This window comes from Caldibacillus debilis DSM 16016 (assembly GCF_000383875.1).
Lineage (GTDB): Bacteria > Bacillota > Bacilli > Bacillales > Caldibacillaceae > Caldibacillus > Caldibacillus debilis.
In genome coordinates this window covers 1-24,051 of record NZ_KB912890.1, presented here as the reverse complement: position 1 = coordinate 24,051, position 24,051 = coordinate 1, and the positions used below count along the sequence as shown (strand labels likewise).

Genomic DNA, 24,051 nt, shown 5'->3' with positions numbered 1-24,051 from the left:
TCCTGCCAAGATAAATTGATCAGAAAACTTTTCCATTCTAACGAATCTCTGCGCTTTACTCAACAGAATTCCATGGGTTTTATAATAGCCTTCATGCTTTTCTGTCCATGAATCTCCTTATATCCCTTCCCATATTTCCAAAAAAACGGCACTGTTTATCTCCATTGTTGATCGTTGATACATCCAGCTTTCTTTCCGTGGATCACACCGGAGCCCCCGCTCGCACCTCATCGGGCGGGTCCCATCCGGCTGTGTTTCCGAAGGAATATCGCCGATTCTATAGCATTTCATTTGCAGAATAAATCACCAATAACATTTATCAGAGCCTTTTAAAAAATATTCTCATAAAATTCAAAACCTGTCTTGTATTCGTTTGCAGACATAGTATAAAATATTGGTGAAAATATTTTTCACAACAGGGGGTATTTTGATGAATAGTTTCTTCGAGAAAGCCCAGCAATTCGGGAAGTCGTTTATGCTTCCTATTGCCGTATTGCCTGCGGCAGGGTTATTATTGGGAATTGGAGGAGCCCTGTCCAATCCGAATACGGTTAAGGCCTATCCGTTTTTGGATATCGCATGGCTCCAAGGGATCTTTACCATCATGTCCAGTGCCGGAAATATCATCTTTGCCAACCTCGCCATTCTTTTTGCCATCGGTGTGGCGGTGGGATTAGCCAAAACTGACAAAGGAACGGCCGGACTTGCGGGAATGCTCGGTTTCCTTGTCATGAATGCGACGATCTCCGCCCTGTTAACCATCACCGGACAAGTGAATACAGAAAATCCCGCATCTGTCGGTCAAGGGTCCGTCCTCGGCATTCATTCCCTCGAAACAGGGGTATTCGGAGGTGTAATTTGCGGTATTTTGGTGGCATGGCTTCATAATCGTTATAATAAAAAACAGCTCCCCCAATTTTTGGGATTTTTCAGCGGTTCACGATTCGTCCCGATCATTTCTTCCTTTGCCGCCATCCTGTTGGGTGCGGTCATGTTTATCGTATGGCCATTTGTCCAGTCCGGCATCTATAAAATGGGAGGAATTGTGGAAGCGACCGGTTATGTCGGGACATTGATCTACGGTTTCGTCCTCCGTCTGCTTGGCCCCTTCGGCCTTCATCACATCTTTTATATGCCTTTCTGGACGACGAGTTTGGGCGGTTCCATGATCATCGACGGCAATCTTGTCGAAGGGACGCAACGTATCTTTTTCGCCCAGCTGGCTGATCCGGATACCGAAAAATTTTACATCGGAACTTCCCGCTTCATGTCCGGAAGATTCATTACGATGATGTTCGGTTTAATCGGGGCGGCTTATGCCATTTATAAAACGGCAAAACCGGAAAAGAAGAAAGTGGTCGCAGGATTGATGGGATCGGCCGCTTTGACGTCTTTCCTGACCGGGATTACGGAACCGATCGAATTCTCATTCCTGTTTATCGCACCGTTCCTTTATGTTTTGCACGCCTTTTTAGACGGTTTGGCTTTCATGATGGCCCATATTTTCCAGATCACCATCGGGCAAACCTTTTCCGGCGGCTTCATCGATTTTATCCTGTTCGGCATTCTCCAAGGGAATGATAAAACCAACTGGATGATCGTTCCGTTAATCGGAATTCCTTGGTTTTTCGTCTACTATTTCCTGTTCTCTTTCTTTATCAAAAAATTCGATTTAAAAACCCCGGGGCGGGAAGACGATGAAGAAACAACTATCGTCACCGGTTCGGCCGAAAGGGCCCAAAGGATCATCGACGCGTTGGGCGGCAAGGAAAATTTGGTGAACGTCGACTGCTGCGCCACACGTCTGCGGGTGACGGTCAACGACCCCGGTGCCGTCAATGAAGAACTGTTGAAGAAGACCGGGGCAAAAGGGGTATTGATGAAAGGAAAAGGAATCCAAATTATATACGGACCTCAGGTGACGATCATCAAAAATGAAATTTCCGAAATTGTAGGTGAGTAGATTGCTAAATCAAATCAAAAATTCCCTTATTGTCTCGTGCCAAGCCCTCGAGGATGAACCGCTGCACAGTTCCTACATCATGTCGAAAATGGCACTGGCCGCATTCCAAGGGGGTGCGGCCGCAATAAGGGCCAACAGCAAAGAAGACATCATGGCTATAAAAAAAGAGGTGCCGCTCCCCATTATCGGCATCGTAAAAAGGAATTACCCCGACAGCGAAGTTTTTATAACACCGACAAAAAAAGAAATGGATGAGTTATTTGCGGCAAAATGTGATATGATTGCATTAGACGCGACGTTGCGGAAAAGACCGGGGGGAGTTTCACTTGCAGATTTAGTGGCCTATGCGCGGGAAAAAGCGCCCGAAGTCAAATTGATGGCGGACGTCTCCGGTTTGGAAGACGCTTTGCAAGCAGAACAGCTGGGTTTCGACTGCATCTCCACAACCCTTTACGGTTACACGAAAGAAACTTCCGGGAAACATATTTATGACGATGATTTTTCATTCCTGAAATTATTGTTGAAGGAAATCCGCATCCCCGTTATCGCCGAGGGAAACATCATTACCCCGGAAATGGCCGCGAAAGCCATTTCCTTGGGCGCCCACGCCGTCGTCGTCGGCGGTGCCATCACCAGGCCCCAGTTGATCACGCAACGTTTTGTGAATTCGATTAAAAATCTCCGGATGGACAACTAATTGATCGGGGCGGATTTTTTTGCAGGAAGTTTAAGGATTGTGGAAAGGAGCCTGTAATGAGCACCCTTTTAAAAGAAATTCAATTGAAATATTCTTCCCTATCCGAAAAAGACAAGCGTATCGCCAATTTTTTAATTTCCCATCCCGCGGAAGCGACCCGGTGCAACATTAAAGAATTGGCAAAAAAGACGAAAACTTCGACTTCTACCATAACAAGATTTGCGAAAAAGGTTTCCTGCAAGAATTTTGTCGAACTGAAAGTGAAGCTGGCCCAGGAACTGCAATATGAAAGCCATGATGATATCCATGTTTTTTTAAAAAACCATTATAAAAACATGATCGATAACATCCAAAACTTAAATGGAAATGAGCAGATCCAGGAAGTGATCCGGCTGATTGTCGAAGCGAAAAATATTTACATTTACGGGCTGGGCAGTTCCGGGCTGGCCGCCCAAGAATTCAATTACCGCCTGAGCAGGATGGGTCTTTCTTCCCAATCGATAACGGACAGCCATTTGATGCTGATCCGGAGCGCCTTGTGTACGGAAAACGATCTGATTTTGGCTTTTTCCCGTTCCGGACAAACGAAAGATCTGATTACATCGATCGAGAAAGCCAAGAAAAAAGGCGTTAAAGTTGTCTCTTTTACCGCATACGGGGAAACTCCCTTGACCAAAGCCTCCGATGTCACGTTATGGACGATGCATCCGGTAAAAAACGGATATTTTTCTACGGGGATTGATTTAAGCACCTTTTATCTCATCGATCTGATCAGTTTAAAACTGCTTGCCGATCCGGCAAGAAAAACCACTTACGAAGAAACCATATCTGTTATTTCTTCCGAATCCCACATAAAAAAAGGCTGACCTTTCCACATGAAAATAGTACGGGCTGACCCGCATCATAGGCTTATGGGCGCCCGTTTTTTTCATTTTTTAAAGCGGCGTTGTTTTTCCCCCCCGACACCCGGGAACTCCCTTTTAGGATGTCTTCCTTTTCTCTATTTGCTCGGCACCTCGTTTCATCCGTCCATTGGCCGGCGGTCCCTTCAGTTTTTCGGATCGCCGCCGACATTCCCCTTTGCCGTATTCACGGCAGAAAAGGGCGGTTGCACATCCGCCCCTTCCGATCATAGGAATTTCCGCTTTTCCGCCGCTATCCTCTCCCGGCTGCGGCCAAAAAGAATTTTCCGGCGGGCCGCTTCCTGGCAGCCGCGCCATGGGCCCATTTTATCAAGTCGCGCGGGACTTTATTGATTTGCCAAAAACTTCTTCACAAATTCATCATCGTTCAAATGGGGATACATCTGATAAATCCGGTCGATTTCTTCCGCTTGGCCGGGAGACAATTTTTCCTTTTCGCTCAGGCAGACGGCGGTTTTCAGCAATCCTTGCCGGCGCAATACTTCATGGATCCCGGAAATGCATCCGGCAAAACGGTGTTTCGCGTCAAAAATGGCCCCGTTCGCATCGGTCAATTCGTTGGCCAGCGCCAAATATTCGGCCGGGATGGCGTCTTTCGTGCGCATCTTTTTGATTTCTTCCAACAGCTCCACGGCTTTGGCAGTCCAGACCGCCCACTGGCCCAAAAGCCCGCCGACGATCCGCTTTTCCACCGTTTTTCCGTCGATGGTAAAGCGGAAGGTCGTCAATAAATCCAATAGGATATGATCGTCGTTCCCGGTATATAAGGCGATGTCCCCGCGCCTTTCCGACGCGCAGACGGCCCGGACCACATCGAGGGTTTGGTAACGGTTGAACGGTGCGATTTTGATGGCGTACAGATTCTCGATTTCCGCGGCTTCCCGCCAAAATTCATAGCTCAACGACCGGCCGCCCACCGCGGGCTGCAGATAAAAACCGAAGACGGGAAGGATCCGGGAGATTTCCTTCACGTGCCGGACAAGATCCCGTTCGCTGTAATGGTTCAAACCGCCCAAACTGACCAGGCCGAGGTGATAGCCGAAACTTTTCGCGATTTCCGCTTCCCGGACCGCCTGTTTCGTCTCCCCGCAAATGCCCGCAATTTTCAAAAAAGGCCGTTTGACCCCCTCTTCTTCGACCGCTTCCGCCGCAAGGGCCAAAACCTTTTCGAACAAATTGTATTTCGGGTCGCGGATCTCGAATTGGGTCGTGTGCACCCCGACGGCAATCCCGCCCGCTCCCGCGCGGATATAATACCTTGTCAGCCGTTTTTGGCTTTCCGCATCCAATTCCTTCCTTTCCGTTAAGGCGAGCGGGTGGGCGGGAATCACCGTGCCTTCCTGCAAATGCCGGAGCAATTCTTTCTGCAAAACGGCCGCCATTAAAAGGCACCTCCCCTTTCCTGGAAACGGGTCGGCTTGGCGAGGGTCGGGCCGCCTTCCTGCACCCACTCGCTCACCCAATCGATCATTTGATATAAGGAAACGGACGGGTAGCCGAACAGCTGAAAACATTTGCCCGCGTTGCTCAATAAGGCGGTGTCCGCTTCCTCATTGACGAATACCGGTTTCTTCCCGAACCGTTTGCCGAATTCCAGCGCCACCCGGCGGACGGAGATGAGCTCCGGACCCGTCACATTTAAAATATTGGCCGGGCTTTTGCAGTGCAAAAGGGAACGGAGGGCATATTCATTCGCATCCCCCTGCCAAATCACGTTGACATGCCCCATCGTTAAATCGATCGGCTTTTCCCGGAAAACCGAAGAGGCGATTTCCAAAAGCACCCCGTACCGCAGATCGATCGCATAATTTAACCGGAAGATTAATACCGGGATTCCCCTTTTTTTGGAAAAATGCTCAAAGATCCTTTCCCTTCCCAGGCAGGATTGGGCGTATTCACCGATCGGCGAAGGCGGATCGGCCTCCGTCGATCCGCCGAGTTTCACCGGGGTCAGCGGATAAACGTTGCCGGTCGAAAAAACGACAAAACGGGAATCGGGCAATTGTTCCGCCACCCTCCCGGGCAAATAACTGTTCATGGCCCACGTATAATGTTCGTTCCCGACGGTGCCGAATTTGGTTCCCGCCATGTAGATCACATTTTTCGCCTTTGGAAGCTTCTTCAAATCCTCCTCATTCAACAGATCGCAGGCCACGGTCTCAATGCCGCACGCTTCAAGCTCTTCCCGTAAAGCCTGGTCGGAAAAGCGGGAAACGCCGATCACCCTTTTCTTCAATCCCGCGGCATCGATCGCGTTTTTCGCCAGCTTCGCAAGACTTGGCCCCATCTTCCCGCCGACGCCTAAGATCATCATGTCCCCGTCTATTTTTTTCATATCTTCAATCAGCCGCCCGGATGGAGCCGTCATCCGTTGTTCCAGTTCTTCCAAAGTCCGCATCCTTGATCCCCACCTCTTTTCTTTTTCTCCTTGTTTCCGGCAGTTTGCCGGATCTCCTTTTCGTTCGCATCCTCCCTGAGGGAGGTTCAGCCCCGCAGGACGTGGAACCTTTTTGGATAGGCCGGCGCCTTCCCGATAAAACCCTCATTCTTGGCGATTCCGCTTCCTTAGGAAGCGCCGGCGGGGTTTCCGAGGCGCGCTTCGGAGAATCAGCCTTGAAAATCTGCCGGCGCCCATTTGAGAAAATCATTTGATAAACACTTGATCCGCCTTCGGAATATCCGCAAAGCACCGAACCCGTTCCCTTTCGAAAAAACCGCCGCCGGCGGGACCACCATTGCGGCGCGGCGATCTAATCGGAACCGTTCTCCTTTCGGGAAGCCCGCGCCTCAAAGAAGCACCGGCGCCGGCTGGCCGCATTCGGGATCCCGACCATATCCAAAAACCGTACCTCAAAGAAGCACCGGCGCCTTTTTCGCTGCCGATTCATAAGCCGCCAGGGCCACTTCCACGGCCTTCAGCCCGTCATAACCGGTGATGGACGGCTCCCTTCCTTCACGGACGCATTGGACGAAATCCCGGATCAGCCCATAATCCATATCAAAACCGTAGAAATCGCGGATGAGGGGCTTCCCCCGGTCCGAGAAAACCTCCACATGTTCCTTGAAGGCATCTACAACCGCGCGGCCTTCGGTGCCCAACACTTCAATCGTCACGTCTCCCCATGTGGGAAAATTTTTGTTTCTCGACCAGCTGGCGTCATGGGAAGCGACGACACCGTTTTCAAAGGTCAGCGTCAATAATCCCGCATCATCGATGCCCCGGGCGCCAAAGACCGTGCCCGCTTGGGCATACACCTCTTTCACCTCTTTGCCCAAATACCAGCGCATGATATCCACCATATGGACCGTATGATCGATGACCGCTCCTCCGCCGGAATAGCGTTTATCGGTAAACCACCCGCCGGGATTTTGCCCGCGGTTGGTCGTGCGGATCGCGATGATCTCGCCGAATCGATGTTCTTGAATCATTTTTTTCAGCCGGGCGATCGGTTCCAAAAAGCGCACGGGGAAGGCAATTTGCAGAATAACCCCGTTCTTTTCGCAAACATCGATCATCGCCCGGGCGTCTTCCAAGTTGGTCGCGATCGGTTTCTCGCACAAAATATGTTTCTTTGCCTTGGCCGCTTCCTCCACAAAATAACGGTGCCTGCTGTTTTCCGAGCACACGATGACGGCCTGCAAATCCCGGTCCAAAAATCGTTCCAGATCCCGATCATAAGCCGCGCCAAACATTTCCGCGGCTTTCTTTCCCCGTTCTTCCTCATCATCGTAAACGGCCGAAAGCCGTACGCCGGGAAGTTTTTTCAGTGCGGAAGCATAACTGTAGGCATGCATGTGGGCAAAACTGATGACGCCGATGTTCATCCCTTCTCCCCCTTCATCCATAGGTGATGGAACCGTTCGATGGAAGCGGCGGTCTTCTCCGAAAGGGGCCTGGCGTTCTCCAAAATCCGGCCGGCCCAATTCCCTTCCGGAAAAGCCGTCTGGGTCAATCGAATGACCGGCGTTCCTGCTTGTCCAGGCCCTTGCCCCCTGTCCCGGCCGCCCCCGGGAATCGTGAGATCCAGAAACGGGTCGGCATTTTCGCTGTTCCAGCAGATGACGCCCCCTTCGAAACTGAACTCGAATTCAAAATTCTCCTTCAAATAGGGGGCGGCCGTCCATTCGTAATGGCCCATCGTCCCTTCGCCGGCGGCGAAGGACAGGATGTGGTGGGAGACCGGGGCGTCTTCCCGTCCGCTTTTCATATGAAGATCGCGGACCGGGCCGAATAACTCCTCCAGGAAGACGAGGTCCGCAATAGGGTATTTTCTTTCTCTCCCTCTGGAAATCCGCCTTGCCCGAAGTACGCCTTTTTTGCCGGGCAGATGCTCGCGCAATTTCGGATAAACGGGCGCAAGCAGCGGATCATAATAGAAATGGCGGCGGGCCTCCCGCTTGTTTTTTTGCACGGCATCCCAATGGTCCAGCAGGAAGGGCAAGGAGAAATACAGGGGATTTCCGCTTTCCAGCAAATAGGCCAGCCCCTCTTCGCTCACTTCCTCTTCGATAGCCAAAAGATCACCCCCGGTCCGGCTGTTCATTTCCAGCCGCTCCCTGATTTCGTCCAAGGACAACATCCGCCTTCCATCGTTCCGGCTTCCTTCCAGGATAATTTTCACGTGATTCCCCCCTATGAAACCTATTTCCGCGGCCGGGGCGGCCCGCTCCGGATCTTCAAGGGCTTCGTGTTCCGGCGGCAGCCACCGGCCGTATTCCGCATCTTTCAGTTGCTGAAGGATCTCTGCCAGCTGAACGTCCCTGTCGGATGGAAGGACGCCCGCCCCCTCCTCCCCGGTCAGCGGCCGAAAGCCGCCAGCAGGATCCGTTGCCCCTTTTCCTTTTCTTTCGTGAATCTTTCGAATGCACATGGACGATCACCTCTTTTCACTCTGGCGAAGGCTTCCCGGCCGGTTCTTCCCCGGGCGGGCAAAAAATTTTCCGCAGCAAAGGAGGAAATATCCGGCCCCTCCACGCCGGCCGGGAAAGTCCAAAGCCGCTGAACGGTCCGGAGAAGGCCGGATCTGCCGGCGCCGGCCTTCTTTAACCGCCCCATCCCGGATGCATGCCCGGGCGCCTTCCGCTTTCCGCCGCTTAGGACAAGACAACTTCTCTTCCCGACCGCGCCGATTCGTAGAGGGCGGTTAAAATCCTCATGATTTCCACGCCGTCCTCCACCGGGCTTAACGGTTTTTCCCTGCCCAAACAGCTTTGCACGAAATGATCGATCTCATGATAAAAGGCTTCCTGGAAATCGAATTCGGGATGGTCGATCTGCGGTGCCATATTTAGAATGGTGTTATGCCTTTCGGTGACGATCAGCAGTTTCGGCTCGATTTCCGCGCCGCCCTTTTCCCCGTAAATGCTCGCCGTCACCGCTTCCTCTTTCGCGTGCAGCGTGTAGCTGACATCCACATAAAGGGTCGCGCCGTTTTCAAACCGGATATAACCGTTGGCCAGATCCTCCACCGTGTTCCTTTTTTCATCGTAATCCGCGGCCTTGTAGAAGGACAGATTTTCGATATGGGCCCGGTTCCCCAATCTGCGGTAGGTGCTTCCGCTTACGGATGCCGGCTTCGGCTTGCCCATTAAATACCAGCACAAATCGATCATGTGGACGCCCAAGTCGATCAGCGGCCCTCCCCCGGACCGTTCGCTGTCGCTGAACCATCCTCCGGGATTTCCGAGCCTGCGGATGCACGAGGCTTTCGCGTAGTAAATTTCCCCCAGATCGCCATGATCAATGAACTTTTTCAACACCTTGACATTGCTTGCATGCCGCCGGACAAAACCCACCTGTAAAATCTTCCCGGATTTTTTCACGGCTTCCGCCACTTTGACGGCTTCTTCCATCGTCCGGCTTAACGGTTTTTCCACCAAGACGTGCTTTCCGGCCTCCAATGCGGCGATGGCGATTTCCGCATGGGAATTGTTCCAAGTGCATATGCTAACCGCATCGATCTCCGGATCCTTTAACAAATCCCGGTAATCGGTGTACAGCTTTTGAACGTTGAACCTTTTCCCTTTTTCTTGCAGCCTTTCTTCATGGATGTCGCACAAGGCGGCGAGCTCCGCCTCTTCATGCGCCAAATAGGGCCGGATGTGATATTCGGAAATGGAACCGACGCCGATCACGCCCACTTTCAACATTTCGGACCATCCTTTCTGTTCCGTTTTTGACACGCGATCCCTTGAGAAAGGATCGCAAGAAAGCGCTTTAAACCGAAACGACGGGAACCGGCTTTCCCGGGAGATAAACATTCCCGCATCCTGCCGGTCCATAAAGGCCCGGGGCAATCCCGCGCCCCCGGCCCTGGACGCCGCCGGCGGCCGGGGTCTCCTTTCGGACGCGCCCGCAGAAAAAATGATGCGGGGACGGCGACAACGCGCGGGCCGTTTTTCGGCCTTTCGGACCCGGTCGGGGCCATGATGAAAGAGAGGGCCAACAAAAGGCAAGCCAGCTTTTCTGACTTTCGCCCTCCGGACCCCTTCGCGGGAAACCGGCTTACAGGGAGAGCTCTCGCCCCTGTCTTGCCGATTCGTAAAGGGCCCGGATCATTTCCAGCACCCGCAATCCCTGCACGCCGTCGGCAACCGGTGTCTTACCCTTTCGGATGCATTCGAAGAAATGCTGAAATTCTTCTTCATACGGGTGATTTTCCTCGAATTGGGGATGGATTTCCGACAGGATCCTTCGTTCTTCCCGGTAGAGGGTTAACGGAGGGAGGGAAATCCCCCCTTTCGTCCCGTATATTTGCATCGAGAGTCCTTCATCCTGTTTCCCGTTCAGCGCCCAGGATGTTTCCAGCGCCAATACCGTTCCGTTTTCGAAGCGGATCCACCCGGCGGCGAAATCCTCCACATCTTGGACGGATTCCGCCGTCTCCGCGCTGGATTTCCAGGAGGACAGAAAACGGGTTTCATAGTTTCCCAAGGCTTGGACCGCATGGCCGGAAATCCTTTGGGGCCGGGGGCAGCCGAGCAGCCACCAGGCCGCATCCAAAACATGGACCCCGATGTCCATCAGGACGCCGCCGCCGGAAAAGGAGCGGTCGGTAAACCAGCCTTTCGGCGTCCCTCTCCTCCGCAGCAACTGCGCCTTCGCGTAATAAATATCCCCCGGCATTCCGCTCTCGATATATTCTTTGGCGATTTGCACATCCCTGCGGAAGCGGGAAACCATCCCGACCATGACGATCGCCCGGTTTTGCCCGGCCGTCCGGATCATGTCTTCCGCTTCCTGCGGGTTTACGCCGATCGGTTTTTCAAGGAAAATATGTATTCCTTTCGCCGCGGCCGCCGCCGCATAGGGAATATGGGCGGAGTTCGGGGTGCATATGACAACCGCATCCAACTTCTCCCGGCCGATCATTTCCAGGCCGTCCCGATAGCTTTTCGGGACCGCATATTTCCGGGAGATTTCTTTCAAACGTTCTTCATTGACGTCACAGGCGGCCGCCAGGATGACGTCCTTCCGTTTCGCCAAAACCGGCAGATGAACTTCTTTCACGATGGAACCGATCCCGATGATTCCGACTCTGAATCGCATCGCCTTTCCCCTTCTCCCGTATACGCAGATTCTCTTTACGAATTTCTCCCTTTCGTACCGGAATTCCCGCTTCCTTTTTGCGCGAAGTTTGCCACCTGAAATCCTTTCCTCCCGGCGATCCTTCCCACGGAACAAGCCTTTTCCCGTTTGCGGAAAAATACGGAGATACCCGCCGCCAGCCCTGCTCCCTCTTTCGGCTGTACCTCTCTCCCGGGAGGATCCGTCCTTCTTCCTTTTGCCGATTTTATCCTGACGCCAGCCGCGGCCATCGCATACGGCCGCCGGTCACTCGTACTTGATGATCTTGGTAAGCACGGGGCTTTGTTTATCAACGAGCTCGGCATAGGCGTCTTCGATTTGATCCAGTCCGACGACCTCGGTTAAGTACGGGGAAACGTTGATCCGCCCCTCGGCGACTATGCGGATGAACTCTTCCACATTTCTTCCCTCCGTCCAGCGGACGAAACCGTACGGATAATCGACGGCCTGTTTTTCAAAAACCGGATCGTATCTTCCCGGGCCGCCCGCCCGGGAAATGAGGATCTCCGCTTCCTTGGCGAACATCCTTTCCCTGGGAAACACCGGCTCGATGTCGCCGACGATCACCACCTTCCCTTTATCCCGCACCCAATTCAAACTGTCGCCGGTCAACGGCGAATGTTTGCCTCCCGCACACAGCAGCACGGCGTCCACCCCGTACCCCTTCGTTTCCTTTTCGATCGTCCTTTCCAGATCCCGAAGGGTCGTAAAGGCGGGAATCCCGGCGGTTTGGCGGAAGCTCTCCGCCCTCGCCTCCGAAACATCATAGGGGATCACCCGGTAAAGGGAGGCATGGGCAATTTGGGCGATCAGCTGGCCGAGGATCCCCAAGCCGGCCACAAGCGCCCATTCACCGAATTGGAGGTTCGCCGTTCTTAACGCATGGATGGCAATGGCGCCCAGACCGCCCAGGGCGGCGGCCTTCGGATCGACATGATCCGGGACTTTGCAGCACAAGGTTTTCGGCACGAGCAAATATTCCGCATGCTGGACATAGGGGGCGCCGTAACAGGCGACATAATCCCCCTTGGCGATCCGGTCCACCCCCTCGCCGACTTCCACCGCTTCCCCCATCGCGCTGTAACCCAGGCAAACCTTCCGTCCGTCGCTCGTTTCAATTTGGGACAATTCCGTTCCGGGGCTGATCGCCGAATACTTCGTTTTGATCAAAACGTAGTGATCCTTGATTTTCGGGATGTCCCTCTCCTCCAAACGGACGGTCCTGTCACTTGAGACGACAACCTTCATTCAATTTGCTCCTTTCCGCATCTTGTTGGATTTCATTCGCCTTGTTAAGATGGAACGAACCCGTTGGACAAAAAATTCTTCCGGGAGCATTCCCGACAGATACAGCCGCAATTCATTGTTCATTTCGCCCAGTTCCTCATAGGTCACGCCGAGATGGGAATATAAGCGGTAGGTCGGGATGATCTCGCGGAAAAGATGAAACCGGGACGGTTTGTAAACGGCCTCGTCCCCGCTTTTTTCCGCTTCCGTTTTCACGGCGGGGATGCTCAACGTATTCCTCCGGATGTAACCTTGAACGGCGGGCGAGCCGAGAAAATCGATGAATTTTTTCGCTGCCCCGAACTTACGGGAATTCTTGTTGACGGCAAAGCCGATGATCAACAGCAAGGTCTGCGGCTCGCTCAGATAGGGGAGCGGGGCGATATCATACCGCAAATCCGTTTCGATGAACTCGTTCAAACTGAAATAGGAGGAAACGATCATCGAAACCTTTTCCTGCAAGAACAACTTTTCCGCGTCCCTGTCGTTGTCGGACAAAAAGGTTTGCAAAATATCTTGTTCGATGAACAATTGCCGGATGATGTTCACGCTTTCCGTCAGCTTCTCCCCGTCAAAGGAAACGCCGCCGTTTTCATCCCGCTTGAAATACACATGATTTTGCAAAAGGAAGATCGGCCAGCGGTTCAGGGAAAGGGGATGGAAATAGACCCCGAAATGGCGTTCCCCGGCCCTTTCCTCCGTCAGTTGTTTGGCCGCCTTTAACGCGTCCGCCCATCTCCAGCTGCTGTCGGGAAGCGGCATCCGGTTGTCTTGAAAATGTTTCGGGTTGTAACACAGAACGATCGGTGAAAAGATGAAGGGCCTGACAAAGGCCTTGCCCTCCTCCGGCGACCGGAAGGGTTCCTGCAAAAAAGGATAGATGTTTTCGTCTTGCTCCACCGGTTCGAAAATCTCCCCGGGATTAGGAAATTCGCAAAAATCGTTATAGTTGACCGACACCACGTCGATCATGTCATTTTTGAAAAAGTCGAGCACCGTCCGGTGATACTGGGTATAGGGCAATGGGATGGTTTGAACTTTGATGTTCGGGTGGCCTTGTTCAAACTGTTTCACGATCTCCGAAAACTTTGCTTCCCTTAAAAGGGAGGGATAATAGCCCACCCGCAAAATGACCTGATCATAGGGCTTGTTGGACACGACCAGATTTCCGACCCGCGACTTTTTGACGATCAACCCTTCGGAAACCAAGGTTTCCAACCCTTTGCGGACGGAATTTTTGCTCAGGTCGAACCGATGGGCCAGGCTTTGTTCGGACGGCAGATACTCCCCGACTTTAATCTCTTCGTTCATGATTTGGTTCCTTAACGTCGAAATCATATGTTCCAATTTGGCCTGAAATTCTTCCCGATTCGTTTTTTCCGACATCGCCGCATATTCCTTTCCGAACATGGATTTCATCAAGCGATTCCGCCTATTTTAAGCCGCTCAGCGCAATGCCTTTCACAAAATATTTTTGGAAGAACAGAAAGATGAGAAAGGTGGGGATAAAGGATATGACCGATCCGGCCATTTCAACGCCGAAGTTCCCTTCCTTCGTCAGCATCGACGCCAGCCCCACCGTCAAGGGATACATCTCTTCGCTCGTCGTGTAGATCAGCGGCGTCAGCAGGTCATTCCAGCAGCCGATGAAGGCGAAGGTGCCGACCGTGGCGATGACCGGCTTGGACAAAGGAAGCAGGATTTTGAAGAAAACCGTAAAATCGTTGGCCCCATCCATATAGGCGGCCTCCTCCAGCTCCTTCGGCAGGGTCATCATGAACTGCCGGACGAAGAAAACGCCCAGGATCCCCCATAATTCGGGAACGATCAACGGCCAATAGGTGTTGATCCATTCCAGATTCTTGAACACGATGTAGCGGGGAATGATGAGCAATTGGTTCGGAACCATGATGACCGCCATCATCACCCAGAAAATGAATTCCCTTGCGAAAAACCGCTTCTTCGCAAAAATATACCCGAGAATCGCGGCAAAAAACATTTGGGACAAAACAGGGATGATCGTGATGATGAGGGAGTTGGCGATCCACTGGATGAACCGGCCGTTCGTAAAAATGTACCGGTAATTGTCGAGGGTCAGGTTTTCCTGAAACAGCCACAAATACGGATTGCCCACCACCGTCCGCATTTTCACAAAGGACCCGATCAGCATGATGAGAAACGGGCTTAAAAACAGGAACGCAAAAAACACGAGAAGGATGTACGGCCATTGGCGATAGAGCTTCTTTCCCATTCCCTTCCCCCCATTCGCCTATTTGTATGTCAGCTCATTGTCCAAGAATTTTCGCTGGATGATGGAAATCACCAAGATGATAAAGAACAGAACATATGCCAAGACGCTCGCATAGCCGAGGCGCAGGCCCGCAAATCCTTCCTGGTACAAATAATAGACAATCGTCGTCGTCGCGTAATCCGGACCGCCTGACGTCAAAAGGAATGCCGAGTCAAAGATCTGAAAGGATCCGATCGTCGTAATGACGGCCACGTAAAAATGGATCGGCAGCAGAAGAGGAAACGTAATCTTCCAAAACGTTTTCCAGCCGTTCGCCCCGTCGATCTTCGCCGCCTCATAATATTCCTGGGGGATGGATTGCAATCCGGCGTAGTAATAGATCATCGTGCTGCCGCAAACTTTAAAAATGCTCAATCCCGCCAAGACCATCAAAGCCTGCCTTGAGTCGGACAAAAACAGCTGGGGTTCCAAGCCGACGGCCGTTAAAAACATATTGATGAATCCCTGTTCCGTGCCTTTAAAGATCCAGGCCCAAATCCCCGATATCACCACGAAGGAGGTGACGACGGGAAGAAAATAGATCCCTTTGAAGATCCCCGTCCCCTTTTTATGGGTCTGAATCAACAGAGCCAGGAGCAAACCCAATGCCATGGTCGGCAAAATATAATAAAGGGAAAACAACACCGTATTCCAGATGGCCTTCCAAGCCAGCCGGTCGGAAAAAAATTGCATCCAGTTTTTCAGGCCGACAAATTTCGGTTCCCCGATCACCGGCCAGTCCGTAAAGGTCAAATAAAAACTTAACAGGATCGGATACAGCTGAAAAACGCAAAAATGGATCAGGACGGGAACGAGGAACAGGTAGATGATGCCGTACCGGTTCCAATGCTTTTTAAAATTGAAATTTTTCACTTGTCATGAACCCTCCAAATTTCTCCCTTTCCTTTACCCTTTCTGATTCGGGAAAAAGAAGAAGGGGAAAAAGATCCCCCCGAATCACAATCCTTCTTTTTCTTTCTCTTCTTCGATCGCCTTGGCCATGTCATCCGCAGCCTGTTTCGGCGTTTTCTTCCCTTCCATCATCGCTTGCATTTCCGCTTGGATCTTCGGGATCACGGTGCGGGCGACGGGATGGATGACGCCGGGCCGAGCATATTGGACATATTCCGATAATTGTTTCATCACCGGGTCATTATCGTAAATCGACAGGGCGGACAGTCTTGCGGGAATATATTTGGTCAGTTCATTGAAGGCCTTGGCGTGCTCCGTACTGGTCATCTCCTTGATCAATTGGGCGGCCGCCTCTTTATTTTTGCTGTTGGCGGCAACCACGAACATCCCGGTCGTTCCGAAGGTGGCGGTCTCCTTATCCTTCAGCGGAGGACCGACGACGAAATCCGTAAAGCCCCTTTCCTTCATCAGGTTGACGGTGACCCCCGTTCCCCAGGCGGCGAGGATCTTGTTCTCGACAAAGGGGGTGAAATGGTCAAGGGAGTTGATCGAATCTTTGGGAATGTAACCGTTTTTATACCAATCCTGAATCAATTCCAACGCTTTAACCCCTTCAGGCTGATTGATCACCACATTCCCGTTTTTATCGATGATGTCCCCGCCGGCTTGCCATATCAGCGGATAAAGGCTGGCATTCGGGGTGTTCCCTCCCTCGAAGGTTCTGGCAAAATATCCCTTTTCCACCGCTTTTTTCGCCAATTCATTGAATTCATCCCAGGTGGTCGGGAGGTGATTCGGATCGCCGCCGATTTCTTTCAATATTTTTGTGTTGTAAAAATAGGTTTGGACTTCCCGCAGGATCGGCAGGCCGTAAATTTCGCCCTTATAGGTGACGGAATCCAGCGTCGTCTGGGCAAAATCCTCCTTATCCCAGTCGTCACCCAATAAATCGGTGATGGGCGTGAGCACCCCTTTTTCGGCAAACTGGGCCATCATGTCCGGAATAATGTAGAAAACATCCGGTCCCTGATTGGAGGCCAAGGCGGTTAAAATCTTTTGCTCCCTGTTGGCCCAAGGGATTTCTTCGAATTTGACTTTTACCTTCGGATATTTTTCGTTGAAGCTTTTCGCCATGTTGTTGAAGATTTCCGTCTGCTTCGCTTTCAAGTCCCCTTCAACGAAAGGATGGATCCAAACGGTTAATTCCCCTTTTAACTCTCCCCCTGAATTTTCTTCGCTTGAATTTTTCTTGGATGAGCAGCCGCTGAAGAGCGTCAGGACCAACAAAACGGCCAAAAATACGCCTAACCACTTCTTTTTCAATTTCTCCCACCCCTAAGATCTGGTTTAAATCTGGTTTACATCTTTATTATTAAGTAATCGCTTTCATAATGTCAACGGTTTTTTCTGAAAAATATATGATTTTAATAAAATCTTATGATTTTCACTCCTTTTTATAAGATTGTCCAGATATGAACCAGAAAAAGACCGGCAGCGGGGAATGGGCGGCTGAAGGAGGCGGTCCGCGAAAAAGCTTGCCTCTCCGTACCCGGAGCCGCGAAGATGTTGTCCAAAGAATCCGTCCGGTGTCGGGACCGTCGCGGACTGCGCCGCCAGGGGAAAATTTCTCCGCATGCATCCGGCATTTTTCCCGGGTCCCTTCCCCAAAGCGCATCCCCGCTTTCAAACCGGCACGGCCGCCGATCCCGCCAATTCCGGACCGCGGCTCCCGGGTATTTAAGGTTTGGCGCCGGCGGTAGTTTTCCACCAAATAAAAAAAGGGCCGCTTGCCCCTTTCAAACCCATTTCCGGTAAACCTCATATACGCTTTCGGCAAAATGCCTGACGGAAAATCTTTGGGAAGCCCGTTCTTTCAACCGTTCGCCCATTTCCCGCAGTTTCTGTTCCCCCTTCAAGCGCACGGCCTCCATCAGGCTTTCGCCCAATTGGTTTTCGTCCCCCACATCGATCACCCATCCGTACCGGCGATCGGGCACCAGATGCCGCACCCCGCCCACATCCGTCGTAATGACCGGCACGCCCGCCCGGGCCGCCTCCAACAAAACAAAGGGAAAGCTTTCGCTGTAAGAGGTGAGCAGGGCGACATCCGCCATCGGGTAAAATCTTTCCGCGTCCGGCCGGTAGCCGAAAAAATGCACCCTTTCGCCGATGCCTTCTTTTTTTGCCCTGTCCTCCAGCTCCTTCCGCAAACTGCCGTCCCCGATAAGGAGCAGGCGGACATTCGGATGGGCCCTCGCCACCTTTTTCAACGCCCGGAGGGCCATTTCATGGCCTTTTACCCTTTCCAGCCTCGCCACCATGAGGATTAAAAAATCATTGTCCCGGAAGCGGAACGCTTTCCGGTCGTAAGGTTCCGGCGTTCGCCGAAAATCGATCCCGTTCAGGATGGCCGTGATCTTTTCTTCCTCCATCCCCAGCTCCCTCAAGATTTTTTTAAATCTCTCCGATACGGCAAAACAATGATCCGCTTTTTTGATGGCGAAAAGATGGACGGCCGTGAAACATCTTCCTTTCAATCCCCCGCCCAAAAAATCGTCCCGGGGATCGCTGTGCACCGTCAATACCCATCTGCAGCCGGTTTTTTTCTTGATGATCATCCCCAATACGTTCGCCCGCGGACCGTGGGTATGAACGATATCGACATGATGCTCCTTCATGTACCGGCAAACCGATCGGATGACGGAAACATCGAATTTTCCCCGCTGTTTAAACAGCACGGTGCGGATGCCGAGTTCCTTCGCCTTCTTTTGCATCAAGCCTTCTTCCAACAATCCGAGGGTGAACTCGTTCCGCTTGAACTCATTCAACAGGGATAAAATATGGATCATGCCTCCGCCCGTTTCATTGCCCGCATTCAAATGTAAAATATGCATTTTCCTACCCTCTTATAAAAAATTTGGAAAAAGCCCGCTTTATCATAGCTTCGGATGGCGAACGCATCGGGCAAGCGGGCGATTGGGAAAACGGAGGTTCTGTAACAGCCTTTTGCCGGATAAAAATTCCCGTCGCAGGTCGCCCCTGCGACGGCCAGACAAGCACGCATCTTGATAAGCAATTGCCCTTCAGATCACGTATCATGGCAGGTCATTGTTTTTTCCGCTGCCGGCCGCTGACCAAAGAAAGCAATTGCCCCAGTATGGGGAAATATTCGTGCCGATCGGGATGGCGGCCATGAACCGGGGACCGTTATTTCCACAGCCCCGCTTTGACAAGGTACGAAGACATCGCCATCCTTGCGGGCAAAATCCGGCCGGGCCATTCCGGATTCATGGGCTTCACGCGGGAATTCACGAAGCTGCCTGTCGCCCCGGATTCCTCCGCTCTTTTCGGTTTCGCCTTTCCGGGCCGATGCGTCCTTCCTACCGCATTTCTGCCGTTCCGGACTTTCTCCCGTCCTTCTTTCCCGTTTATTTCCTGCCCGGCTTCCCGGCGGCCTGAGCCGATGGACCGCTTAAAATCTTTCTTTCAACACGGCCAATACGAATTCGGGCAGGGCCAGCATCCGCCGCCAGCGGGACGGTTGCTGGATCAGGCGGTAAAGCCATTCCAAGTTCAGCCTCCGCCAAAACTCCGGGGCCCTCTTCGCCTTCCCGGCCAGCACATCAAAACTGCCGCCGACCCCCATAAAAACGCCCTTTTCAAACATGGAGAGATAACGATGGATCCAAATCTCCTGTTTGGGAAAACCTAAGGCGACGAAAATGAAATCGGGATTTGCCGCGACGACCCGGCGGGCGACTTCTTCATCGCGAAGGTCAAAATAGCCGTGATGGAAGCCCGCGATCCGGATGTTCGGATATTGCTTCCGGATGTTGGCGGCCGCTGTTTTCACCACCTCATCCTCCGCTCCCAACAAATACACGGACAAGGACCGCTCTGCGGCGATCCTCAGCATGTCCCCCATAAAATCAAAGCCGGCGATCCGTTCGGCGAGCGGCCTCTTTAAAATTTTCGACGCCAGGATGATCCCCGAACCGTCCGGAATCACATAGTCTGCGGAGCGGATGACATGCAGGTATTCCGGATTTTTTTTCGCATGCATGACAATCTCCGGATTCCCCGTTACGATAAAACATTTTTCGCCGCGGACCGCCCGCTGCAAAATGATGTCTTTCAATTCTTCCCTTGTGGTATGAAAAAAGGAAATCCCCAAAATTTCAACGGTCTTTTTCATCAGCTTTTTCCCTTCTTTGCAATCTTTATTCACCGAAGGTAACGGATTTGTTCTTTGCCAAGAGGGCCAGACACCTTTTCGGCTCTTCCATTTTCAACAGCCAGGAAAGGAAAAAATGAAAGGAAAACACCATGGCGCTGACCAAAAAAAGTTCGGCAATATCGGGAAACTTCTCGACCGTTCCGCGGGCCGGAAGAAGGAGCGAAAGGGGGAAGGCAAAAAGCAACGCATATTTGCCCCAATCCCGCCATCCCTCCGCCCCGCTGACCACGAGCCCGCTCTTCCGCCGGAAACAGACCAGCAAATAAACCGTCTGGAAAAGCATGGCCATCGTACCGGCAAGGGCGATCCCCGCCGCGCCGTAAAAACGGGACAAAAGGAGGCTGAAGCCGATATTCAGCAATACCGTCCAAAGGCAGGAATGCATCACCAGCCGGTTTTCCTTCAAAGCATAAAAACAATTCATCAAGTAGTCCCTTAGGGCAAAAAAAGCCAGGCCGATCCCGTAGCAAATAAACACCCCGTAAGTGCGGACGGTATCCGAGGCATCGAAGGCGCCCCGTTCGAAAGCGAGCCGGATCAACGCCTTTCCGCTGATGATCATCACGAGCATAAACGGGATGGAAAGATAGATGATCGTGCGGAACCCTTGCCCGACGATCCGGCCGAAGGGCTTCGCCCCTTTGAGTGCGGATCCGACGATGGACGGATACAACACGGTGATCAGCGGGCCGATCATGACGCTTAACGGCAGCCATAACAACCGATAGGCATAATTTAAAGAGGAAATGCTGCCTTCGTCAAGGGTTGAAGAGATCATCCGGTCGGTGACGCCGTTGATTTGCACCCCCACGGAGGCAAGGATGACGGGATAAAAGCCGGATAAGGTTTCCCGCAAGGAAATCCCCCTTTTTTGCGGCGGGAAAGGAAACCGGACCCGGTATCTTTTTAAACTCGGCCATTGGATAAAAAATTGCAGGGCCGTCCCGGCGAGAAAACCGAAGGCCAAACCGATGACGCCAAAGGGACGAGCAAGGAAAAGGGCCGACAGGATGACGGCGAGATTTTGCACCGTCGAGGTAAGGGCCGGCATCGCAAACTTTTGGTTGGCATGCAAAACCCCGGAGGCAACGGAAGTGAGCGTCATAAACACGATGGCGGGGACGAGGATGACGGTCAGCCGTTCGGCCAACCGCAATTGGTCCGCAGAGAACCCGGGCGCGAGGAAGGAGACGAGCGGCCGGGCGGCCAGGATCGCGAGGATCGCCGCGGCAATGGAAACGAACACAAAAAAGGTGCCGAGCGAACCGATCAAATGAGCCGCTTCTTTCGCGTTTTTTTCCTTCTCCCGAAGGTAAATCGGAACAATGCCGGCCTGAATCGCCGTCCCGAGGGCGGTGAACAGGATGGTCGGAACGAGGCTCGCCACGAAAAATACGTCGGCCTCCGCAGACGTGCCGAAAAAGGCGGCGATGATCGATTCCCGCAAAAAACCGAGAATTTTCCCGATAGCCGTTATGGCAGTGACGATTCCTGCCGCTTTGACGATTGCTGGCCATTTTCCCATTTTCCATTCCTCATTTGAACAGCTTTCTTCCCATAGGCTGTTCCAATTTTTTGGCTTCATCATTTCATGGAAGTCGGGTATGCCGGCCGCTTTCCGCTTACCGGGGAAAATCCAATCCGAAGGAATTTTTCCCGGTCGGACGGAGGGCCGCTTTCCCATCCCCCGGTCCCGGCTGAATTTGAAAACTTGCCCCTCCAAAGACAGACGGATTCCGCAGCCGCTTCCGGCCGCCCTCAGCTGAAAAGATTTGAAGATTTTTTCGTCTCCATCCTCAGCTCCAGGCAGGCGGAATTCTCAACCGATCCCTGAGCCTTTCGCCTCCCGCCGTTCCGGAAAACCGGTTTTCCGCCGGTTCAACAGATAGCCCAGAAAGCTGTAGAAGTATAAGGTAAAAATTTTGTCCTCTAACATATTATAAAAAGCGCTGCCGATCGCCGCCATGGCAAAAAAGGCGTAAAAAAGGAGCCGCGCTTCCCTTTCTCCGGCATATCTCCGCACGGCCCGGAGCATCCCGAAAACGAAAAGGGAAAAACAGGCCGTGCCGGCCAATCCGGATTGGACAACGATTTGTATGTATTGATTGTCGGTATATATGCCTTCGCTGAGCCGGTATTTTTCATAGATGGGGGACGAACGGACCAGCGTCGCCGAGTCGCCGAAGGTGGCAAAACCCGTCCCGATCCACGGGTGGTCCATGAAGATTTCCAGTCCCTTTTTCACGATATATATTCTTCCCCACTGGGCGCTTTCCTCAATCATCTCCCCGGAAAGGAGATCGGAATACCGCTTTCCCCCTTCACCAACAGGCATTTCCCGGAAGCTTCCGTTTCCCTCCATGAAGTTTTTCCCTACCATATCCGCCAAGGCAACGGCCGGCAAGTAGACGAGAAGAACGGCCGATAATACCGAAAGGAGAATCGGTTTTGCCGCGGAAAATTCCCTTTTTGCCGCATAATAGAAGACGGCCGCAAGCAGGAAGGCGATCATCGTTCCCCTTGAATAGGTGAGGAGAAAAGCGCCGAAAATCAAGGCCGCGCTTCCCATGAAAAACCATCTGGATTTCGCGGAGGGATTCCTCCGGAGGAGCGCAATCGCCGAAACAAAAGCAATGACAAAATATCCGGCCAAAACATTCGGATTGGCCAGAAGGCCGTAAATGCGGATCCGGTTTGTCCCCGAGAGTTGCCAATTCTGCCAGCTTTCGGGCAAAAGGAGGGTGCGCCACGAAATCTTCTCAATCAATCCGCAGACGGCAAGGAGATCCGCCATGCCCACCGTCAGAAGGAGAAGATTCGCGATCTCCTTCTTCGTCCATTTCATTTCCGCCCCAATAAAGACGAGGAGCAAAGTGATCCAATACGCCCGCCATTGAAAGAAAAGGGCGAAAATGTCAACGCCGGACAGGAAAGCCGCGAGCGACCCGATGAAACTGAAGGAGAGGAAATAACCGATAAACCGATAGCGGCGGCAATCGGCATTTCTTCCCCATCCTTTTTGATAGAACAAAGGAAAAAACAGGGCGAGAATGGCCAGATCTCCGGCAAATTTCATCCCGGGATTCAGCTCGATCACAAACGGGCGGACGGAAAAATAGACGCAAAGAAAATAAAATCCCGCCTTCCGATTGAGGAAAGCCAACAAAAAAATGGCCGCCGATAACCCGTAGCCGGCCCAATCCCGTTGAAAAACAAGGGAACCCAGCAAAAAAACGATCTGCATGACGAACGCATATTTTTTCACGATTTGCATCGAATCACCCGAAATCTTATTCATCCTGAAGCGGAAATCCGTTCAGGACCCAAAAGGGATTTTCCATTATCCGGAGAAATGCGGGAAAGATAAACTTAGCCATTCATTTCCTTCTGTAATTAATCATTATTCAATTTTTGGCAAAGAACCATACCGGTTTGAATCATTTATTAGTATTGTATACTTATTTTGTTAAATTTCTCTAATTTTTTCCGTAAAAAAGATGTTAAAAAACGCGGACAGCCCCCGGTCCCCGCAACCGGAACGGAAAGCCAAGACCCGGGAACTGGTCCTATGCGCGCCGCGGCATTGTTAAATTTTACTGCCCAATGGACCAACGGCGGCTGGACTTCCATAGCGACCCTCGCCTGGCCGCTCGCGTTCCTCATGTTTCATTGTGTAAAATCCTGCCCCCAGCCCGGGCAACATAGCCTCCCGGAAATGAAACAGCTTTGCGCTCGCTTCTTTTACGCAAATTCTTGAACTTCATCGCCCAATGCCGGACTGCACCCCAAATGTCGGACACGATCAACAATTGGGGTCCAATTTCTTGAATATCATTTTTTGTGATTTTGATCTCCGCATATGGGTTAGTGTCAAATAAAGTTCGCAAAAACCATCAGCACTCCGAAATGGTTTATGCCGCTTTACGTTGCTCCTGAATTTCTTGTAGAATCGTTGGACTAATATATNATCGTCCGATTGACCAATCTTCGTGGTATTCCATTAAGTAACTGGTCACAAGACGAATGTATGAATCCTGATTAGGAAAAACCCCTACGACACTTGTTCTTCGTCGTATTTCACGATTTAATCGCTCCAAGATGTTGGTGGAGGAAATTTTCCTCGGGTCAATCTGTTCAAAATGGAAAAATTGCAG

The 24,051-nt window shown here is 52.0% G+C and carries 19 protein-coding genes; 3 read left to right on the top strand and 16 right to left on the bottom strand.

Going from position 1 to position 24,051, the window contains the following annotated elements:
* Positions 1-430 precede the first annotated feature (430 nt).
* From ptsG to A3EQ_RS0109545, 3 genes are read left to right on the top strand one after another with little or no spacing between them, the layout of a single operon-like run.
* Entirely contained in the window at positions 431-1,963 is a 1,533-nt protein-coding gene (gene ptsG / locus A3EQ_RS0109555; protein WP_020154949.1) for a glucose-specific PTS transporter subunit IIBC, read from the top strand.
* A 1-nt stretch (position 1,964) separates the two neighbouring features.
* Positions 1,965-2,660, top strand: coding sequence for an N-acetylmannosamine-6-phosphate 2-epimerase (locus A3EQ_RS0109550; RefSeq protein WP_020154948.1), 696 nt, complete (start codon positions 1,965-1,967; stop codon positions 2,658-2,660).
* 56 nt (positions 2,661-2,716) lie between these two features.
* The gene (locus A3EQ_RS0109545) at positions 2,717-3,526 is read left to right on the top strand and encodes a MurR/RpiR family transcriptional regulator (protein WP_020154947.1); all 810 of its coding nucleotides are present in this window, start codon (positions 2,717-2,719) and stop codon (positions 3,524-3,526) included.
* A 383-nt stretch (positions 3,527-3,909) separates the two neighbouring features.
* Here the strand turns inward: A3EQ_RS0109545 and A3EQ_RS0109535 are convergent, their stop codons facing one another.
* From A3EQ_RS0109535 to A3EQ_RS20875, 16 genes are all read right to left on the bottom strand, one after another.
* Positions 3,910-4,965 (bottom strand): dihydrodipicolinate synthase family protein, encoded by a 1,056-nt coding sequence (locus tag A3EQ_RS0109535; RefSeq protein ID WP_020154945.1) that lies wholly within the window; start codon positions 4,963-4,965, stop codon positions 3,910-3,912.
* On the bottom strand, positions 4,965-5,981 hold the full coding sequence (locus A3EQ_RS0109530) for an NAD-dependent epimerase/dehydratase family protein (protein ID WP_020154944.1): 1,017 nt from the start codon (positions 5,979-5,981) through the stop codon (positions 4,965-4,967). The genes A3EQ_RS0109535 and A3EQ_RS0109530 overlap by 1 nt, the downstream gene beginning before the upstream one ends.
* A 452-nt stretch (positions 5,982-6,433) precedes the next feature.
* Positions 6,434-7,408 (bottom strand): Gfo/Idh/MocA family protein, encoded by a 975-nt coding sequence (locus A3EQ_RS0109515; protein ID WP_020154942.1) that lies wholly within the window; start codon positions 7,406-7,408, stop codon positions 6,434-6,436.
* The gene (locus A3EQ_RS0109510) at positions 7,405-8,205 is read right to left on the bottom strand and encodes a hypothetical protein (RefSeq protein ID WP_154652846.1); all 801 of its coding nucleotides are present in this window, start codon (positions 8,203-8,205) and stop codon (positions 7,405-7,407) included. Before A3EQ_RS0109510 ends, A3EQ_RS0109515 begins: the two co-directional genes overlap by 4 nt.
* A gap of 472 nt (positions 8,206-8,677) precedes the next feature.
* Positions 8,678-9,733 carry a Gfo/Idh/MocA family protein gene (locus A3EQ_RS0109500; protein ID WP_020154939.1) on the bottom strand — a complete coding sequence of 352 codons (1,056 nt, stop codon included), beginning with the start codon at positions 9,731-9,733 and terminating at the stop codon, positions 8,678-8,680.
* A gap of 355 nt (positions 9,734-10,088) precedes the next feature.
* Positions 10,089-11,132, bottom strand: coding sequence for a Gfo/Idh/MocA family protein (locus A3EQ_RS0109490; protein WP_020154937.1), 1,044 nt, complete (start codon positions 11,130-11,132; stop codon positions 10,089-10,091).
* A 285-nt stretch (positions 11,133-11,417) separates the two neighbouring features.
* Positions 11,418-12,419, bottom strand: a complete 1,002-nt coding sequence (locus A3EQ_RS0109480; protein ID WP_020154935.1) for a zinc-dependent alcohol dehydrogenase — start codon at positions 12,417-12,419, stop codon at positions 11,418-11,420.
* Complete coding sequence (locus A3EQ_RS20880; RefSeq protein WP_020154934.1) at positions 12,420-13,877, bottom strand: extracellular solute-binding protein; 1,458 nt, start codon at positions 13,875-13,877, stop codon at positions 12,420-12,422. It abuts the gene before it with no gap.
* Between the two features lie 13 nt (positions 13,878-13,890).
* Positions 13,891-14,709: a carbohydrate ABC transporter permease gene (locus A3EQ_RS0109470; RefSeq protein ID WP_020154933.1), complete on the bottom strand. Its 819-nt coding sequence runs from the start codon at positions 14,707-14,709 to the stop codon at positions 13,891-13,893.
* A gap of 18 nt (positions 14,710-14,727) precedes the next feature.
* On the bottom strand, positions 14,728-15,621 hold the full coding sequence (locus A3EQ_RS0109465) for a carbohydrate ABC transporter permease (RefSeq protein WP_020154932.1): 894 nt from the start codon (positions 15,619-15,621) through the stop codon (positions 14,728-14,730).
* Between the two features lie 84 nt (positions 15,622-15,705).
* On the bottom strand, positions 15,706-16,983 hold the full coding sequence (locus A3EQ_RS0109460; RefSeq protein WP_020154931.1) for a sugar ABC transporter substrate-binding protein: 1,278 nt from the start codon (positions 16,981-16,983) through the stop codon (positions 15,706-15,708).
* Between the two features lie 473 nt (positions 16,984-17,456).
* The gene (locus A3EQ_RS0109450) at positions 17,457-18,554 is read right to left on the bottom strand and encodes a glycosyltransferase family 4 protein (protein ID WP_020154929.1); all 1,098 of its coding nucleotides are present in this window, start codon (positions 18,552-18,554) and stop codon (positions 17,457-17,459) included.
* Positions 18,555-19,132: 578 nt separating this feature from the next.
* Positions 19,133-19,855: a WecB/TagA/CpsF family glycosyltransferase gene (locus tag A3EQ_RS0109435; protein WP_020154926.1), complete on the bottom strand. Its 723-nt coding sequence runs from the start codon at positions 19,853-19,855 to the stop codon at positions 19,133-19,135.
* Positions 19,856-19,880: 25 nt separating this feature from the next.
* Positions 19,881-21,422: a murein biosynthesis integral membrane protein MurJ gene (gene murJ / locus A3EQ_RS0109430; RefSeq protein WP_169382673.1), complete on the bottom strand. Its 1,542-nt coding sequence runs from the start codon at positions 21,420-21,422 to the stop codon at positions 19,881-19,883.
* Between the two features lie 294 nt (positions 21,423-21,716).
* Entirely contained in the window at positions 21,717-23,195 is a 1,479-nt protein-coding gene (locus A3EQ_RS0109420) for an O-antigen ligase family protein (RefSeq protein WP_081626212.1), read from the bottom strand.
* A 613-nt stretch (positions 23,196-23,808) separates the two neighbouring features.
* Positions 23,809-24,051: transposase (locus A3EQ_RS20875; RefSeq protein ID WP_020154921.1), on the bottom strand; the 243-nt coding region annotated here is incomplete at its 5' end.

What these genes read in the sequence shown, in the direction of transcription:
- A3EQ_RS0109450 (WP_020154929.1), bottom strand. Translation starts at nt 18,554, where the DNA reads ATGCATATTTTACATTTGAATGCGGGCAATGAAACGGGCGGAGGCATG.
- A3EQ_RS0109435 (WP_020154926.1), bottom strand. Translation starts at nt 19,855, where the DNA reads ATGAAAAAGACCGTTGAAATTTTGGGGATTTCCTTTTTTCATACCACA.
- A3EQ_RS0109470 (WP_020154933.1), bottom strand. Translation starts at nt 14,709, where the DNA reads ATGGGAAAGAAGCTCTATCGCCAATGGCCGTACATCCTTCTCGTGTTT.
- A3EQ_RS0109530 (WP_020154944.1), bottom strand. Translation starts at nt 5,981, where the DNA reads ATGCGGACTTTGGAAGAACTGGAACAACGGATGACGGCTCCATCCGGG.
- A3EQ_RS0109420 (WP_081626212.1), bottom strand. Translation starts at nt 23,195, where the DNA reads ATGAATAAGATTTCGGGTGATTCGATGCAAATCGTGAAAAAATATGCG.
- A3EQ_RS0109515 (WP_020154942.1), bottom strand. Translation starts at nt 7,408, where the DNA reads ATGAACATCGGCGTCATCAGTTTTGCCCACATGCATGCCTACAGTTAT.
- murJ (WP_169382673.1), bottom strand. Translation starts at nt 21,422, where the DNA reads ATGGGAAAATGGCCAGCAATCGTCAAAGCGGCAGGAATCGTCACTGCC.
- A3EQ_RS0109480 (WP_020154935.1), bottom strand. Translation starts at nt 12,419, where the DNA reads ATGAAGGTTGTCGTCTCAAGTGACAGGACCGTCCGTTTGGAGGAGAGG.
- A3EQ_RS0109500 (WP_020154939.1), bottom strand. Translation starts at nt 9,733, where the DNA reads ATGTTGAAAGTGGGCGTGATCGGCGTCGGTTCCATTTCCGAATATCAC.
- ptsG (WP_020154949.1), top strand. Translation starts at nt 431, where the DNA reads ATGAATAGTTTCTTCGAGAAAGCCCAGCAATTCGGGAAGTCGTTTATG.
- A3EQ_RS20880 (WP_020154934.1), bottom strand. Translation starts at nt 13,877, where the DNA reads ATGAAATCCATGTTCGGAAAGGAATATGCGGCGATGTCGGAAAAAACG.
- A3EQ_RS0109535 (WP_020154945.1), bottom strand. Translation starts at nt 4,965, where the DNA reads ATGGCGGCCGTTTTGCAGAAAGAATTGCTCCGGCATTTGCAGGAAGGC.
- A3EQ_RS0109545 (WP_020154947.1), top strand. Translation starts at nt 2,717, where the DNA reads ATGAGCACCCTTTTAAAAGAAATTCAATTGAAATATTCTTCCCTATCC.
- A3EQ_RS0109490 (WP_020154937.1), bottom strand. Translation starts at nt 11,132, where the DNA reads ATGCGATTCAGAGTCGGAATCATCGGGATCGGTTCCATCGTGAAAGAA.